The sequence below is a fragment of the Rosenbergiella gaditana genome (assembly GCF_018494065.1).
GTDB classification, from domain to species: Bacteria; Pseudomonadota; Gammaproteobacteria; order Enterobacterales; family Enterobacteriaceae; genus Rosenbergiella; species Rosenbergiella gaditana.
Genome location: NZ_JABBFR010000023.1, coordinates 20,138 through 33,408 on the forward strand (window position 1 = coordinate 20,138; position 13,271 = coordinate 33,408).

Here is a 13,271-nt window from a genome sequence, read left to right on the forward strand (position 1 = left end):
GAGAAGTGGTTAAGAAGTTTGGTAAGCCAAGTCATGAGTGACCTGCCTTTTCAAGAGCATCTTCGAGAGTAGCTATCGCGGCTTTAGTGAGAAATGTATCACCTGTAACCCTCTGCATTTTTATTTCTTCCAGAGCCATTTTTAATAATCCAACACTCACAGTTACTGGCTTGCGATTTATTTCAGCATTTCTAGCCATTCTTTCTAAGTGACTCATACCCCCTCCCTCTGCTTAATTAGCTCTCTGGTTTTCTGCCTGTAGTGCGCTGCCAGTTGTTCCAGCTCCTCCCGCGTCCATTTCTTTACCGGGTGCGGACCCATTAAAACTTCGAATGCCTCCTGCCCTATTTTTTCGATAAGGTTCGGCGTGTAGTTTTCGATATTTCCTGATAAGTGCTGGTTACAGGGAGCGCATTGCTTATGGCAGTTGGTTTCGTCATAGCGCGTCGCTGGCGAGGCTCCACGTGTTCGATAATGCCCTGCGTCGTACTTACCCTCATGATGACGCCCACAGCTAATACAGGGCTGCTCTGCGTCCCGTGTGCGGATGTATTGGTTGAATGCTGATTGGGCTTTACTGTGGAAATAACTGAGGGGTTTTACTTCTAGCTTGCGTATCTGGTGGTGACGGCGTTCTTGCTGTGCTTCTTTCTTGCGTTTAATGCTTTCCCTTCGGGCTTCTTTTCTCCTTTTTTCTTGCTCTCTGATTTCTTTTTTCTTCTCTTTGCTTCTCTTTGCCAGTGCAATCACAGCCCCACATTCCGGTTTGCACCACCATTCATTTTGAAATCGAGGGTGAAACCATCCTCTGCAATCAGGGTTCTTGCATCGTCGTCTTGTCTTTCTCATCACTCCCTCCTAAATCGCAATAGTTCGGGTCCTTAGTCTGATATATCTCTTCACAAGCTTCACACCACCTGTCATCTTATGAAGGGAAGCCGCAAGCTGTACATGGAGTTTCCATCATCGTGCCCTCAGCATTCTTAGCTCTTTGACTTGCTTTAAGTGGTCGGTGTACTGAAAGGTTTTCACTTGGGATTCGAGGGGGATAATTTTCTTTTTGTATGGTCCGGTTCGCTTGAGTATCGCGCCATCCATAGCGACTTGAGTTACCGTCTTAGCCATTACCTGAGCACCTCGTTTCAGTCATCAACCGACCTCGCACCACGATGTGATGCTTGCAGTCTTTGTCATCCTCTAATCGCCTTGCCGTGTATCGGTGAACGTGTAGCAGCCTAGCGACCTCGGAATAGTTGTGCTTGTTCTGGTTAAGCATTACGGGTATTGATGTGATGTGTTCACTCATTCTTCCTGCTTCCTCTGTAGTTCTCGGTATTCACAGTTCTCCGGCACGGTAAGTAAGCACCCGATGCCCTGCGCCCATGATTCGACCTTGCTCAGGTAGTGATGCATATCGCCGGTATCTAAATCAGACGTATGCCTCAACTCCTGCGTAACTGTTATTTCTCCGGTAACAACGTCCATGCTCTCAATATCTTCGTAGCCCAAAAACGAATGCTTCATAGCCCGTTTAACCCACTTTTTGTTGGCAAAGGTTCGCCCTCGGCTAACGAGGTATTCGCTTATTTCCTCGTACCAAACATGACTTAATGAGTTTTGCAGCAGGCTACGACGCTCTCGCCAGAACGAGAGATTAAGGCGATAGGTTTTTCCGTCTTTTAGTAACTCTGAGAGGTGTTTTTTTACTGCTTCGAAGTTAGTGGAGTGTAACCGGAGTCCGTCTTTGGGATGTTCATTAGTCCCCTTTCTTCACCAGTGGCGCCCATTCTTCCCGCTTGGCTGTTTCATGCATTTCAGCTTCACCGCCTTCAAAGTCATCGGGAGATACTGCGCTACCTTGGTGGGTTAGGTATGCAATGACAGATTGATACTGCCGTGATGCTTGCCACGCATGCCATGCGCTCTCCAATACCCAAGATTCATATTTTTGAATGTTTGGTCTAAGAGTTAGGCAACCATCTCCATATGCATACACAGCCCACTCTTCAAACTGCTTGCGTGATTCATCCATCCTATGATTCCTTATTCAATAAATTTAACTTTACCATTTCCAGTACCCCTACCGTTTCTGCCAGACTGATTTCTCCTGCGTAATCAGAGATAACATCATTCAGCCTTTCATAGAGTTCTGAGTTTTTACGGTAGACCATTTCGCCTGTGAATTTTTCAACTTTACCTGTCATCACTCACCGCCTTTCATCATGAGGAATACGATGCATATAGCTCGGCAGGGGTTGTAATCAGTGCAAGTAATAATTTCTTTACCTGTCTGCCTGTGTTCTGCCATGTTTTCGTTATTAGAAAAGTAGAGGTTTATTTTATATTGATGAGCTATCTGCCCAGCATCAGCCCATGAGTTGCAGTAATCTATTATAATTCCACCGTGACTACTTGAAATAAGCACAACATCTTCTAGCTGTGGGTGTCTGCTTGTTCTTCCGGCGTAGCCCAGCTTATCGGCCACTGCCTTGTTAATCTCAAAATCTGTCATCTCTTGGTAATTCATGTTCCTCTCCCTAACCTTAAATTAATTGTTCATAACCTTCGTCACGGGCTAATGATGCATAGTAGATTTGCCAGTCGCCGTACCATTCATCGTTGAACTTGACGCAAAAGAACTCTTCTTGAAACTCAGCGTAGATAGCTGCAAAGGTGTTGGCCGGCATGGTGACAAGGTGCTTGTATTGTCTATCTAGCCTTTCTCGCCTCTCGCGGCGCTCCTGCTCTTCGATTTGTTGCTTTATCCATTCACCTAGCATGGTTGCTTACTCTCTAACTCGCACAGCAACGGCATATACACGACACGATGCACAAACGGTATGAACTGCTTAAAGAACTCGTTCCATTGGTGCTGGCGAAAACCTGTTATCTGGTCAACCATTTCTTCGAGTGGATGGTTGCGGCGCTTTGGTTTCTCGCATTTATACAGTCGGCAAAATTGGTCAACTAACTCCTGCTCTTTCAATGTTTCAACAAGTACATGCTTAAACGCTTCGTTGTGGATGGCATCGAAAGATATTTGTGGGGTCATCGTTGTATAGTCGGTCATACTTAAATCCTTAGATACAGGCTGTCTTGATGGTTATAACGATTGCCGTCAGGACGACTATCAAAACTTCCAATCTAATAATTTTATTAACACCAAGAGCCTTGAACTCGTTCTTCCAAGTAACAAAGCTCATACCAAGAACTATCAATGGAACATTTAAAATCATGTACAGAAAAAATAGTAAATCATTCATATCCATATCCTATTTGCTTGCCGCGATCATTAAATACACGCCGATAATTAGCGACCATGTAGCGACGTGATACCGGAAAAACATTTTTAAATCCCATCGCTCATTCCAAAGTAATGCAGAAAATGAGATTCCAATGAAAACCCCTGCTAGAAGTGCATACATATCCCTCTCCCTAAAATAGTTTCGCTATCCAGACAATCAGGTAAAAGGCTAGGCATGGAATAACAGCCATGATTATCCATACCAATGGAGCGGCAATTGCATACTTGAATAGATTACCTTTCTCTCTAGCGCAGTCTATTACTGCAAAAATTAGCAATATCGCAGAGATAAAACCCCAAATCCCAAATGCATACTTCATATCCCTCTCCTACTGACATAAAAAAACCGCTTTAAGCGGTGTGGGGGTTAATACTGCGTTACGTTTTCATTCATCCAGACTTCGTTGTAGTCGTTGGCTGGCATGTTGGCGATGTAACTAAAGGGTGATGCGCCGTCAGCCATTAAGAACTGGTGTGATGGGTCATCGAGATATAGCGGTATCCCACCCTCCCAGCCTTCGCCGTTACGCTGCTTCTCTAGCATGAGCATGGATGCAGGTGCGCTGAGTGCTGATTGGTCTTTGTCGGTGAGTGGTTCATTGAGGCTTTGTTTCTGTATGGCCTTCTCACGGGCTTTATTACGCCAGATGATAAACAGGTTGTCTGTAAGGTCAGTAATCGAACCAGAGCCTTTCACGTCCATCTTGCCAGTGGGTTTTTCTTCGCTGTCACCTTTCCGACTGTGGGTGACGAGAATTACATGGCTGTTTGTTCGGTTCTTGAAGTCGCACACAGCATCGACAAAAGCCTTTTGAGCGTTGTAGTCATCGTCACCAATGCCGCATTTCATCAGGCTGTCGATGATGAATAACTTCACACCGTAACGCTTTCTGGCGTACTCGAATATCTCAAGCAGTCGGTCGGCCTTAGCGGTCCCCGTTAATCCAAATAACCATAACCGGTCATCGTAAAAATTAAACGCTGATTCGATTTCGTTCTTTGGTGGGAGCTTAACGCAGGTCGCCTGACGGGTAAGGCGTTTAAGTAATTGCCCGGGCTTTAACTCAAGTGAGGCGACACAGGTTTTAACGCCATGCTTCATCGCTTCAAGTGTCATGTGACCTACTACCTCGGTCTTGCCGTGACCGTTCACCCCGTTGACCAGCGTTAGTTCGGCTTCACGGAACATGAAATTGCCGTTTAGCGTTGACCAGGGTGTCGGGAATAGGTATTGCTCCTGTCCGTAGAAAGCGTCCACAGTGTCTTGGTAGAACTCTCTGGCACTGTAAAGCTCTTCGGGGTCGAACATCTCAGCCCGTTCCAGCACGTCAAGAACCTGCTCGTCAGTCATTCCAGCCTTTAGGCACTCGTTGATGTCTTTGTGCGGTAGCTTGACCAACATGCAGCGATGCTCACCAAGTCGGCTGGCAATCTCTTTGGCTGCGGCTAATCCCACTTCATCGGTATCGAGCGATAGCCAGATTTCTTCGAATCGGTCGAGATTGTGAAACTCAAAATCAATCCACTGCTGTTTAGCACCCTTGCCGCCGCCGAATGGTACGGACAATGCAGGAAATCCGTATTGCACATAGGTCATGCAGTCGATTTCACCCTCGCAGATAATCACGGCTCTGGATTCTTTCGGCATCGTCTGCCAGCCAAATAAGCACGGCTCACAATCGCCTTCTGCCATGATGACCTTCTTCCCATTGGGTCGCTCGGTACTGATGCGTTTGACCTGTAGTAACTCATTGTCGCGCTTGTACGGGAAGGCGATTGCTTTGAGTTCTCGCTTCTCGTCATGGCTCCAGACTACGGCGCTCGACACTTTGAATTTTTCGGCTGTTGCCCGTGTGATGCCTCGGCTCTCTAGGTAGTCGTAGCAATCATCGGTTTTCTTGACGAACTTCTTGATGTTTTCAGGCTTAGGGCGGGAGAATTTCTTTTGCTGCTTGGCTGCGAAGTGATGGTCTGTGTCTTTGATGCCGAGAAACTCTTTCGCCTCCTGCATGGCTTGGTGTAGGCCACAATCACGACTCAGTACCCAAAGGTCTAACAGGTCGCCACCGTCACCCTCTGCGAAGTCCTGCCAGACTTTCTTGCCTTGCAGATTGACCTTGAGGCTCTTCCCCGCTTCACCGCCTACGCTTCCTGCTACCCACTCACCACTCTCTCGCTTCCCGTTCGGGAGTAAATATTTTGCTACTCGGTCAACTTGATTCCAAAGCTGGTCCGAAAGTTCTTTAGGTGTCATCATGCGCCCCGAAGTTTTAACAACCTGAACCAGTAACCGACAAACGACTCAGTGAGTAATCCGTGGTTATATCCTGCAATCAGGAGTGATTTTATTTGTGATTTCATGGTCGCTCCTAGTTGATAAATACATAACCAGATTTAGTGACCTGAATCGCTGATTGGTGAGTCGGTTTAACTTGAGAAGGTCTTGCGTTACGAAGCCAGTTGTTAAAATACTTGCTCCAGCTTTGTTTTTTGATGCCTGACGCTTCTGAATGGTCGCGGCACTTGATTAACTCTTCCTGCAAGTTAATCCCTCTCTCTAGGGCGATGCTTTTGTGTTCGTCATTCGGTTTAAAATTCTTAGGGAATGGGATCTGGGTTTCAGAGGGTGACGTCATCCCCATCCGTTTTAAATAATTTTGTGTTGCTGGGTCAGTTTTACCCAAAGTTTCACTGACAGGTTCTTGATAGGTTAAAAGAGTGATAGGTTCTGGGTGCAGCTCCTGCACCACTACTGGTGCATCTCCTGCACCTCCCCCCGCAGCATATGCACCACCTCCTGCATCTCCTGCACCAGTCTTGGAATCTCCTGCACCACTCCCCGCAGCATATGCACCAGTCTGATTGAGTGATATTTTGAACACATTTGATTGGTTTAAACCGGTTTCAGTTTTCCGATTTATGACGGTAAGCAATCTCATTTCTTTCAGTGCTGAAATGTGGTTTTGAACAGAGCGAGGTGAGATTTCGCAGTGGTCGGCAATGTTACTGATTGAAGGCCAGCAAATGCCATCATCGTTCGCATTATCGGCGAGTTTAATCAGGACTAATTTACGAAGTGGATTACCGACTTTAATCTTCATTGCGGTTGCCATTAAAATCATGCTCATTTGCTTCTCTCCTGTGGTTTATGTTGATTGAGAATCTGGCGTAGTTTGCTAACCACCACAGGGTTATAACCGCTACAAGCCTCTATTCTTCTGGCCTCTTTTGTTCCTTTAGCCTTTTGTTCTTCATAGGTTTTCATGTATAATTAACCTCGTGAAATGTTGTTAAAGTTCCAAAGCAAGTTGTGATGAAGCTCGGTTGCCGCCGGGCTTTTTCTTTGCCAGTAATTCTTCCATTCTCTCCAGCTTCTTCTCTAATCGGCTCATTGTTCCGACTAAATCAAACTCCGGTGTTTCCATTCCTGCATAAGCCAATATCAAACTCATTAGCTTCATGGTGCTGTACTTCTGTTTGCCTGTAGCAGCCTTTAATCGGCTTACTGCGGCTTCATTCAGGCCAAGCATCTTGGCGAGCTTTGTCTGACCTCTTAGTGAAATCTTCGAGAGTAAGTAGCTCTCTATCTGCAAGGCTTTCTTGCGTTCTTTTGCGAACTCCATTGGGTAATATCCTTGTGTGTTTAGTTGAGCGATCAGCTAATAGCTGAATGCCATAAATAGATTGGGCTATTCGGTGTGATTGCACTTTTCAGTGCTCGATTGAATGGTGTTACTAAGCTGCTTGAGTGTTTTTCTTGATACTAGGGAAAGGCTTTGTTTCTTTGGCCGTGATTACTCCGTTACTGTGGATGGTAAGGGTAATATCCCTGTTTAATGCGATAGCTTTGAAGATTGCACTTTGATAAACACCAAGGTCTTGAGCTGCTTTTGTCTGACCATGCTGTTTCACATAATCTTTGAGTTTAATTTTCTGTGTCATAACTCCTCCTTGCGATAACCAATTATCACCGCTAGCGGTAAAATAGTCAACACCTGCGGAGTTAGTTAATTATCCCATGCGGTGATAAATTTATAATATGAGTATAAAAAAGAAACCGCTCTCTAATGAGCAAGTCGAAGACGCCAAAAGGCTCAAGACAATTTATGAAGGGAAAAAATCCTCTTTGGGTATATCCCAAGAGTCTGTGGCGTATGCCTTAGGAGTCGGGCAATCTGCGGTTAACTCACTTTTGAACGGGATTAACGCCTTGAACCCAAGCAACGCGGCAGCATTGGCTAGAGTACTTCAAGTAAGTGTAGAGGAATTTAGCCCATCAATAGCCTCTGAGATTGCTGAAATGTACCGCTCTGTCGGTGATGCAAAGTCGGTGATGAATAACTACCAGTACCCCCTATTTACCACCGTTCAAGCTGGAAACTTTGCAGAGGTTGGGTCATATACCCAGCAAGATGCTAAGGATTGGATAGGAACGAGCAAGAAGGCCAGCAACTCAGCTTATTGGCTAATCGTTAAAGGCCACTCAATGACTGCGCCTCAAGGCTCAAAGCCGAGCTTTCCAGAGGGTATGTTGATTCTGGTAGATCCGATGGAAGATGTTCAACCCGGTGATTTCTGCGTTGCTTCCGTGAACGGTGATACCGAGGTTACGTTTAAGAAGTATGAGCGTGATGCTGGCATCTGCTATTTAACGCCACTTAATCCATCCTACAAGCCTCTTGAGTGTGATAGCACCTGTCGCATAGTTGGTAAGGTTGTTAAGGCACAGTGGCCCGAAGATACTTTCTGATTATCGGCGTAGCTGTAGAGGCTAAGATGCGGTTTTTGTGAATAAAATATAAAGTTGAGATGAATATGGCGGATGAAAACAAGGATGCGAGTCAAGACCCTCTTCAAGAAAATCTCTTTAGCCTAGAAATTATTAGTTTAAAGCCGATAATGGGTTCAAAAACTGCTCAACTAACACATACTGCCCTAGCAAGCGATGGCTGGGAGTATGCGGTGAAGAGCTGTGATGATGGTAGAAGCTCTCTCATTAAGGCTGCTAAAAACCCATCCCTGGTTCCAGCAAGTGAGTGGATATGCAATAAGCTGGCTGATACATGTGGCATAGCTACACCACCGTGCCAAGTTATAACTGATACTAATAATAATCAGACCTTTTTCGGTTCACGTTACGATTTATCAGCATTAGCTACGCCAGTCAGCATTTTGGATTTTATTGATCACCTTGCAGATTCTGACTTACTACAAAGGCAAGTATGGGCCATATACGCTTTTGACCAATTTGTTTTCAATATCGATAGAAACACTAATAATTACCTGTATTCAATAGGTAGGGATGAAAAAACGATAGTTCAAGCGTTCGACTTTGGATTGTCATCATTAGTTTTAGGATGGCCAAATCAAACCGGTACTAATTTGCTACCTTATGGCTGCCCAACAACTGATACTTGGCGATCCATAAAAAAGATTACTGGTACAAATCAGTCATGTATTGATGCTGCATTAAGTGTTTTAGGGAATTTGAGTAGGATTAACGTTGATTTTCTAGAGATGATATGCGATAGAATGCCTCCATCATGGCTTCCTCCCTTACAAAGAACTGCCTTGCTTTCTTGGTGGGATAGTCAGCGTCATAGTCGTATTGAGTCTGTTCGTAAGGAGGTTTTGAGATGATAACGTACAATTACAGCATAATAAGAATCACTCCAAACCCTGTGCGATCAGAGTCTGTGAATATTGGTATGGTAGTGGTTACACCTACTGGCCCCGATGTTCGAGTTCTAGAGTCGGTCAATAAAATTAGGGCTATTTCTAAGGAATTCGGTACTAATGAGCTCGAGAGGTTAAAAAGTAAATTAGAGACGCTTTTGTCTGACAGACTGACTTTGGCTGAAGCTGTGAACCTCTTCCAGGGGAGTATCAACCTCTCAGAAATTGGGACATTCAATGCTTCAAATGATTTTGAATATGAAGAAGCGGTCGACAAAATAAATTTCACGTTCATAACACCTGAGAAAGCTAAAAAGAAGACAGTAGTTTCTCAGAAACGCATTATCACAGAGCTTAAGAGCCAGTTCTCACGCTACGGTATCATGGGGAAAAATATTGATGACATTTATAATCATAAGGTAGTCCAAAACTACCCACTTTCTCATGATCAAGGACTCTATGCAGAGCTTATTCTGAAGAATGGTATATATCATTTAACAGAGACTTTGGACTTGAGAGTAGCTGACATTAAACAAAAAACTGGTGAAAGTGCATTTAAGGCCATAACAATGAATGCTGCTAGAAACCTCTGGAATAAAGAAGTAAACACAATTTTAGTGTATGCAGCAGACTTCTCAACTGAAAGAGTAAACTCTCAACAACTGGCCTTAGCGAGTAGTTACTCAGACAAAACATTTAACCTACTCAGTAATGAAGATATGGGACATTACTTTAACCATATGCTAAGTGCCGCTGGAATGATTAACTAACACATCCCGCTCAGGCGGGATTTTTTTCGCCCCTATCCCACATATCGCACCATCCATTCCTGATATCTCGCCGCTATATGCGGCTTTTTTTTCGTCTGTAAAAAATAAATACACTGATAAATCAACAACATTACAATTCTCAGTGATAAATTATCTCTTGCGGTGTTGACGATAATACCACTAATGGTGATAATGAACCCATCGAAACGGAACATCGACTGCGAAACAAAGTGTTCGCGTATTACCCCATCAGAATGATGGCTCAATCGAGCGCTGAAAAGTGCAAATAACCAAAGCGTGAGTTTTGGGGTTGGATGAATGCATAGGCTGATATGCAAGATGACGGATCGGGCAGAGCGAAACTGACTAATCACGCCGTCACTGGAATAAACCGGAATCGGGACAGCCGATAAAGGGTCGATAGCAATAGCTGCCATCTACTGCGGGGCCAGCAGTAAGCCGGAAATCAGTACCGGCCATCCAATCACCAAAATTCATTCAGGAGGTAATTATGATTCCGGCACAGAATTTAAAGTCTACCGCCCGTACTCGCCGTGATGAGAAGCGTAAAGCTAAACAAATGGCTTTCGCAGCAGCTAACCCAACAATGGTTGGACGCAGTTATCAGGATATTGGCGAGACGATTACGCCAGTACAAAGACCGGGTTACGAGCCTAAGCCGTTAATCCTAGTCGCAGCATCAGCCAAGCGTCAGGTCATTAACTATAAGAACGGGATTATTCGCGCAACCTATCTCTATATGCACGAGTTTAAACGCAAGCCGGTAGTTGAAGGCTCTATCTGCCTTGAGCAAGTCGCCATCTATGCGGCAGGTCATCGTAAATCAAATCAAGTAACAGCGAGGTAAGTATGGTTGAGCTATCTCTCATCTATGTTTGAGGTCTGATTGCATACTCTGATAACATCCATAACTATCTTAAGATAAAATAATGAACACTAAGAATATGGCTAGCATTAATTTTGATACTAAAAACTTGTCTTTTAAAGAACTTCTAAGCCCTTCGTATAACTATACTGTGCCTCCATTCCAAAGGGATTATTCTTGGGATATAAATGACTGGTCGGAGTTATGGCAGGATATAATGAATCTATTGGAAGAAGATCCTAATCCTTTTCATTATATGGGGTATCTAGTCCTTCAGACTGAAGACGCTAAAAACTACAAAATTATCGATGGCCAACAAAGAATAGCTACCATCAGCATACTAATATTGGCAGCGTGTTCTCAGTTGGCAGAAATGATAGAAAATGGTGAGGATGTTGCAAACAACGATATAAGAAAAAAACAGTTTCTGGATAATTATATTGGTTATACAGATCCAGTACTAATTTGTCGCCACACTAAATTGCATTTAAACAAGCACAACAACAATTACTACCAGACTTACATGGCAACTTTATCTGCATTGCCCTCTAGGAATATAAATGCATCAGAAAGCAGATTAAGAAAGTCATTCCTTTTCTTTCAGAAAGAGATTAAACAATTTATCTATGAAAAAGATAACAAAGGTAAAGAAATAGCTGAGCTTATAGAATTCATTACTGATAAACTAAACTTCACCACCATAACAGTGAATAATGACATCAATGCATTCAAAGTTTTCGAAACTCTTAATGCAAGAGGCGTCAAATTGTCATCTGCTGATTTACTTAAAAATTATATATTTTCTCTTCTGACTAACGAATCGACTCACAATAATGCACTTTCTCATTTAGAGTCTAGATGGGAAAGAATCGTTTCATCCATAGGAGATGATGATCTAACAGAGATCGTGAGGATTTATTGGAACAGTAAAAACAAGCTTGTCAGAAAAAAAGAATTGTTTAAAACTATAAAGAACTCAGTTCTCAGCAAAGAGTCTGCATTTAACTTCTTAACAGGACTAGATGAGGCCATTGATATCTATTTATCCCTTATAGACACACGAAACAAAGACTGGAACAACGATGAACAAAAATATTTAACGAATTTATTTGAAGTTTTTAATGTTAAACAGCCTATGTCGATGTTAATTTCTGTATACAAGGCTTTTTATAAAAAAGAGCACAATGAGTTTGTAAAAATCTTAAAGTATGTGTCTGTAATCACATTCAGATATAACGTGATCTGTAGTATGCTGCCCCACGAACAAGAAAGAGTTTACAGTGAAGTATCTCTTAAGGTTTCTTCTGGCGAATACAACGCAAAGCAAGCCTTACAAACACTAAAAAATAAATTACTCCCGTCAGATGATGTGTTTAACAATGCTTTTACGGGAAAAGTGATCAAGACAGGAAATAATAGAAATACTAAACTCATAAAATATATTTTGGGCGAAATAGAAAAAAGAGTTTCCGGAGGGCATTCTATTCTAGATTCAGAAATGCTAACCGTCGAACATATATTGCCAAAAAATCCTAATGATGACTGGGATATTGAAGAGCCAAAAATAGAGCTTTTACCTAATCAAATAGGTAACATGTGCCTCCTACCAAACTCATCCAACAGGAATTTAGGTAATAAAGACTTTGCTACTAAATCTGTTATTTACAGACAATCTTCAATACATATTACCAATTATATCGGAGAAAATTACAATTATTGGGGAGAGAAACAAATAAATGAAAGACAAAAATTTTTCGCTAAGGTTGCGCTCGAGATTTGGAGGCTAGATTAGGTTGGTATATCACTTTTAGTAGATTAAAAGGACCTAGGTAAGAAATACAACTTGCACACACTAAAGTCGCCTAGAGCGGCTTTTTTTTATGGGTGATATATGACGTACAACCAAAAGGTTTACTTAATTCTGGCGGCGGCGCTGATAGCTATCTGGTCAACGGTCATCGGGATGCTTACTTGGGGTGTGATTAGTTATTTTAACGGGGGTTGGTGATGGATTGGATTAAGTGTAGTGAGCGAATGCCTGATGATGAAAGTTATGTGGTGATAATCAATAGGCACCGTGAATTGGTTGCTGGGTGTGTAAACGGCTACTGGCTAGATACCGATGATGGCGCAGGAATGAACATGAATCAGGCGGTTTACTGGATTCCACTGCCGCCAAATCCTACCGAGTAACCCCCTATAGCTCATTTAAGAGTGGGCTATGTGGGTAATACTGCCCTATGAACAGGATATGAGGATAACCTGTTCTGATTAAATTTGAGAAGTCTTCGCCCTTCATTCGTGAGGGGCTTTTTTATGGGAGAGAGGAAAGTGATTACGCCAGATTGCGTTAGTGATATTTCAGCAGGATCTATTTTTTATGGCGTTAGCGTCAATTGTGAATGGCCAGAGTTCGCGAAGTTTGAAGCGGTAAAAGCAACCAACAAACAAATCATTGCGAAAGATATTAACTCCTACTCGAAGTGGGAAAGGACATTGAGAATTTCGACGTGGAATCTTTTTTACGATTACGCAGAGGCCAGAGATTTTTGGGTAGATGTAGTGGTCAAGTAATATTGGCCACGGTTTTACAGTAAAAATGATATCTCTTCTCTGACTCTTCCGGCGTCAGGCC

General features: G+C 43.1%; 22 protein-coding genes and 1 pseudogene. 7 read left to right on the plus strand and 16 right to left on the minus strand.

What is annotated here, in order from left to right:
- Positions 1 to 31: 31 nt before the first annotated feature.
- The 15 genes and pseudogenes from HH682_RS13575 to HH682_RS13645 all read right to left on the minus strand — a co-directional run bounded on the left by HH682_RS13575 (position 32) and on the right by HH682_RS13645 (position 7,246).
- On the minus strand, positions 32 to 217 hold the full coding sequence (locus tag HH682_RS13575; RefSeq protein WP_048913369.1) for a hypothetical protein: 186 nt from the start codon (positions 215 to 217) through the stop codon (positions 32 to 34).
- Positions 214 to 849 (minus strand): recombination protein NinG, encoded by a 636-nt coding sequence (locus HH682_RS13580; protein ID WP_214238072.1) that lies wholly within the window; start codon positions 847 to 849, stop codon positions 214 to 216. Before HH682_RS13580 ends, HH682_RS13575 begins: the two co-directional genes overlap by 4 nt.
- Before the next feature lie 114 nt (positions 850 to 963).
- On the minus strand, positions 964 to 1,125 hold the full coding sequence (locus HH682_RS13585) for a NinE family protein (protein ID WP_214238073.1): 162 nt from the start codon (positions 1,123 to 1,125) through the stop codon (positions 964 to 966).
- The gene (locus HH682_RS16150) at positions 1,118 to 1,306 is read right to left on the minus strand and encodes a phage NinH family protein (protein WP_214238074.1); all 189 of its coding nucleotides are present in this window, start codon (positions 1,304 to 1,306) and stop codon (positions 1,118 to 1,120) included. The genes HH682_RS13585 and HH682_RS16150 overlap by 8 nt, the downstream gene beginning before the upstream one ends.
- A pseudogene (locus tag HH682_RS13595) lies at positions 1,303 to 1,749 on the minus strand (NinB/YbcN family protein); the annotation flags it as partial. The pseudogene HH682_RS13595 and the gene HH682_RS16150, both read right to left, overlap by 4 nt.
- A gap of 7 nt (positions 1,750 to 1,756) precedes the next feature.
- Complete coding sequence (locus tag HH682_RS13600; RefSeq protein ID WP_214238075.1) at positions 1,757 to 2,032, minus strand: phiTE_015 family protein; 276 nt, start codon at positions 2,030 to 2,032, stop codon at positions 1,757 to 1,759.
- Between the two features lies 1 nt (position 2,033).
- Complete coding sequence (locus tag HH682_RS13605) at positions 2,034 to 2,204, minus strand: hypothetical protein (protein WP_214238092.1); 171 nt, start codon at positions 2,202 to 2,204, stop codon at positions 2,034 to 2,036.
- Positions 2,204 to 2,527: a phage protein NinX family protein gene (locus HH682_RS13610; protein ID WP_214238076.1), complete on the minus strand. Its 324-nt coding sequence runs from the start codon at positions 2,525 to 2,527 to the stop codon at positions 2,204 to 2,206. The genes HH682_RS13605 and HH682_RS13610 overlap by 1 nt, the downstream gene beginning before the upstream one ends.
- A gap of 16 nt (positions 2,528 to 2,543) precedes the next feature.
- Positions 2,544 to 2,780, minus strand: coding sequence for a hypothetical protein (locus HH682_RS13615; RefSeq protein ID WP_214238077.1), 237 nt, complete (start codon positions 2,778 to 2,780; stop codon positions 2,544 to 2,546).
- Positions 2,774 to 3,070, minus strand: a complete 297-nt coding sequence (locus HH682_RS13620) for a hypothetical protein (protein ID WP_214238078.1) — start codon at positions 3,068 to 3,070, stop codon at positions 2,774 to 2,776. The genes HH682_RS13615 and HH682_RS13620 overlap by 7 nt, the downstream gene beginning before the upstream one ends.
- A 601-nt stretch (positions 3,071 to 3,671) precedes the next feature.
- Positions 3,672 to 5,558, minus strand: coding sequence for a toprim domain-containing protein (locus HH682_RS13625; RefSeq protein WP_214238091.1), 1,887 nt, complete (start codon positions 5,556 to 5,558; stop codon positions 3,672 to 3,674).
- A gap of 115 nt (positions 5,559 to 5,673) precedes the next feature.
- Positions 5,674 to 6,432: a helix-turn-helix domain-containing protein gene (locus HH682_RS13630; RefSeq protein ID WP_250318708.1), complete on the minus strand. Its 759-nt coding sequence runs from the start codon at positions 6,430 to 6,432 to the stop codon at positions 5,674 to 5,676.
- Positions 6,429 to 6,569, minus strand: a complete 141-nt coding sequence (locus HH682_RS13635) for a hypothetical protein (protein ID WP_214238079.1) — start codon at positions 6,567 to 6,569, stop codon at positions 6,429 to 6,431. Before HH682_RS13635 ends, HH682_RS13630 begins: the two co-directional genes overlap by 4 nt.
- 25 nt (positions 6,570 to 6,594) lie before the next feature.
- On the minus strand, positions 6,595 to 6,927 hold the full coding sequence (locus tag HH682_RS13640; RefSeq protein WP_092678510.1) for a CII family transcriptional regulator: 333 nt from the start codon (positions 6,925 to 6,927) through the stop codon (positions 6,595 to 6,597).
- A gap of 112 nt (positions 6,928 to 7,039) precedes the next feature.
- Positions 7,040 to 7,246 (minus strand): Cro/CI family transcriptional regulator, encoded by a 207-nt coding sequence (locus tag HH682_RS13645; protein ID WP_214238080.1) that lies wholly within the window; start codon positions 7,244 to 7,246, stop codon positions 7,040 to 7,042.
- Positions 7,247 to 7,343: 97 nt separating this feature from the next.
- On the opposite strand from HH682_RS13645, the gene HH682_RS13650 reads away from it, so the two are divergent.
- The 3 genes from HH682_RS13650 to HH682_RS13660 all read left to right on the plus strand — a co-directional run bounded on the left by HH682_RS13650 (position 7,344) and on the right by HH682_RS13660 (position 9,750).
- Positions 7,344 to 8,054, plus strand: a complete 711-nt coding sequence (locus tag HH682_RS13650; protein WP_214238081.1) for a LexA family protein — start codon at positions 7,344 to 7,346, stop codon at positions 8,052 to 8,054.
- Between the two features lie 65 nt (positions 8,055 to 8,119).
- Complete coding sequence (locus tag HH682_RS13655) at positions 8,120 to 8,944, plus strand: hypothetical protein (protein WP_214238082.1); 825 nt, start codon at positions 8,120 to 8,122, stop codon at positions 8,942 to 8,944.
- On the plus strand, positions 8,941 to 9,750 hold the full coding sequence (locus HH682_RS13660; RefSeq protein ID WP_214238083.1) for a DUF3037 domain-containing protein: 810 nt from the start codon (positions 8,941 to 8,943) through the stop codon (positions 9,748 to 9,750). The genes HH682_RS13655 and HH682_RS13660 overlap by 4 nt, the downstream gene beginning before the upstream one ends.
- Positions 9,751 to 9,782: 32 nt before the next feature.
- Here HH682_RS13660 and HH682_RS13665 read toward each other — a convergent pair whose 3' ends face one another.
- Positions 9,783 to 10,187 (minus strand): hypothetical protein, encoded by a 405-nt coding sequence (locus HH682_RS13665; RefSeq protein WP_214238084.1) that lies wholly within the window; start codon positions 10,185 to 10,187, stop codon positions 9,783 to 9,785.
- A 74-nt stretch (positions 10,188 to 10,261) separates the two neighbouring features.
- Between HH682_RS13665 and HH682_RS13670 the strand changes: the two genes are divergently transcribed.
- The 4 genes from HH682_RS13670 to HH682_RS13685 all read left to right on the plus strand — a co-directional run bounded on the left by HH682_RS13670 (position 10,262) and on the right by HH682_RS13685 (position 13,210).
- Positions 10,262 to 10,618, plus strand: a complete 357-nt coding sequence (locus HH682_RS13670; RefSeq protein WP_214238085.1) for a transcriptional antitermination N peptide — start codon at positions 10,262 to 10,264, stop codon at positions 10,616 to 10,618.
- Between the two features lie 82 nt (positions 10,619 to 10,700).
- Positions 10,701 to 12,428 carry a DUF262 domain-containing protein gene (locus HH682_RS13675; protein WP_214238086.1) on the plus strand — a complete coding sequence of 576 codons (1,728 nt, stop codon included), beginning with the start codon at positions 10,701 to 10,703 and terminating at the stop codon, positions 12,426 to 12,428.
- Positions 12,429 to 12,643: 215 nt separating this feature from the next.
- Complete coding sequence (locus HH682_RS13680; RefSeq protein WP_214238087.1) at positions 12,644 to 12,829, plus strand: DUF551 domain-containing protein; 186 nt, start codon at positions 12,644 to 12,646, stop codon at positions 12,827 to 12,829.
- A gap of 123 nt (positions 12,830 to 12,952) precedes the next feature.
- Positions 12,953 to 13,210, plus strand: coding sequence for a hypothetical protein (locus HH682_RS13685; protein ID WP_214238088.1), 258 nt, complete (start codon positions 12,953 to 12,955; stop codon positions 13,208 to 13,210).
- The last annotated feature ends 61 nt before the right edge of the window (positions 13,211 to 13,271 follow it).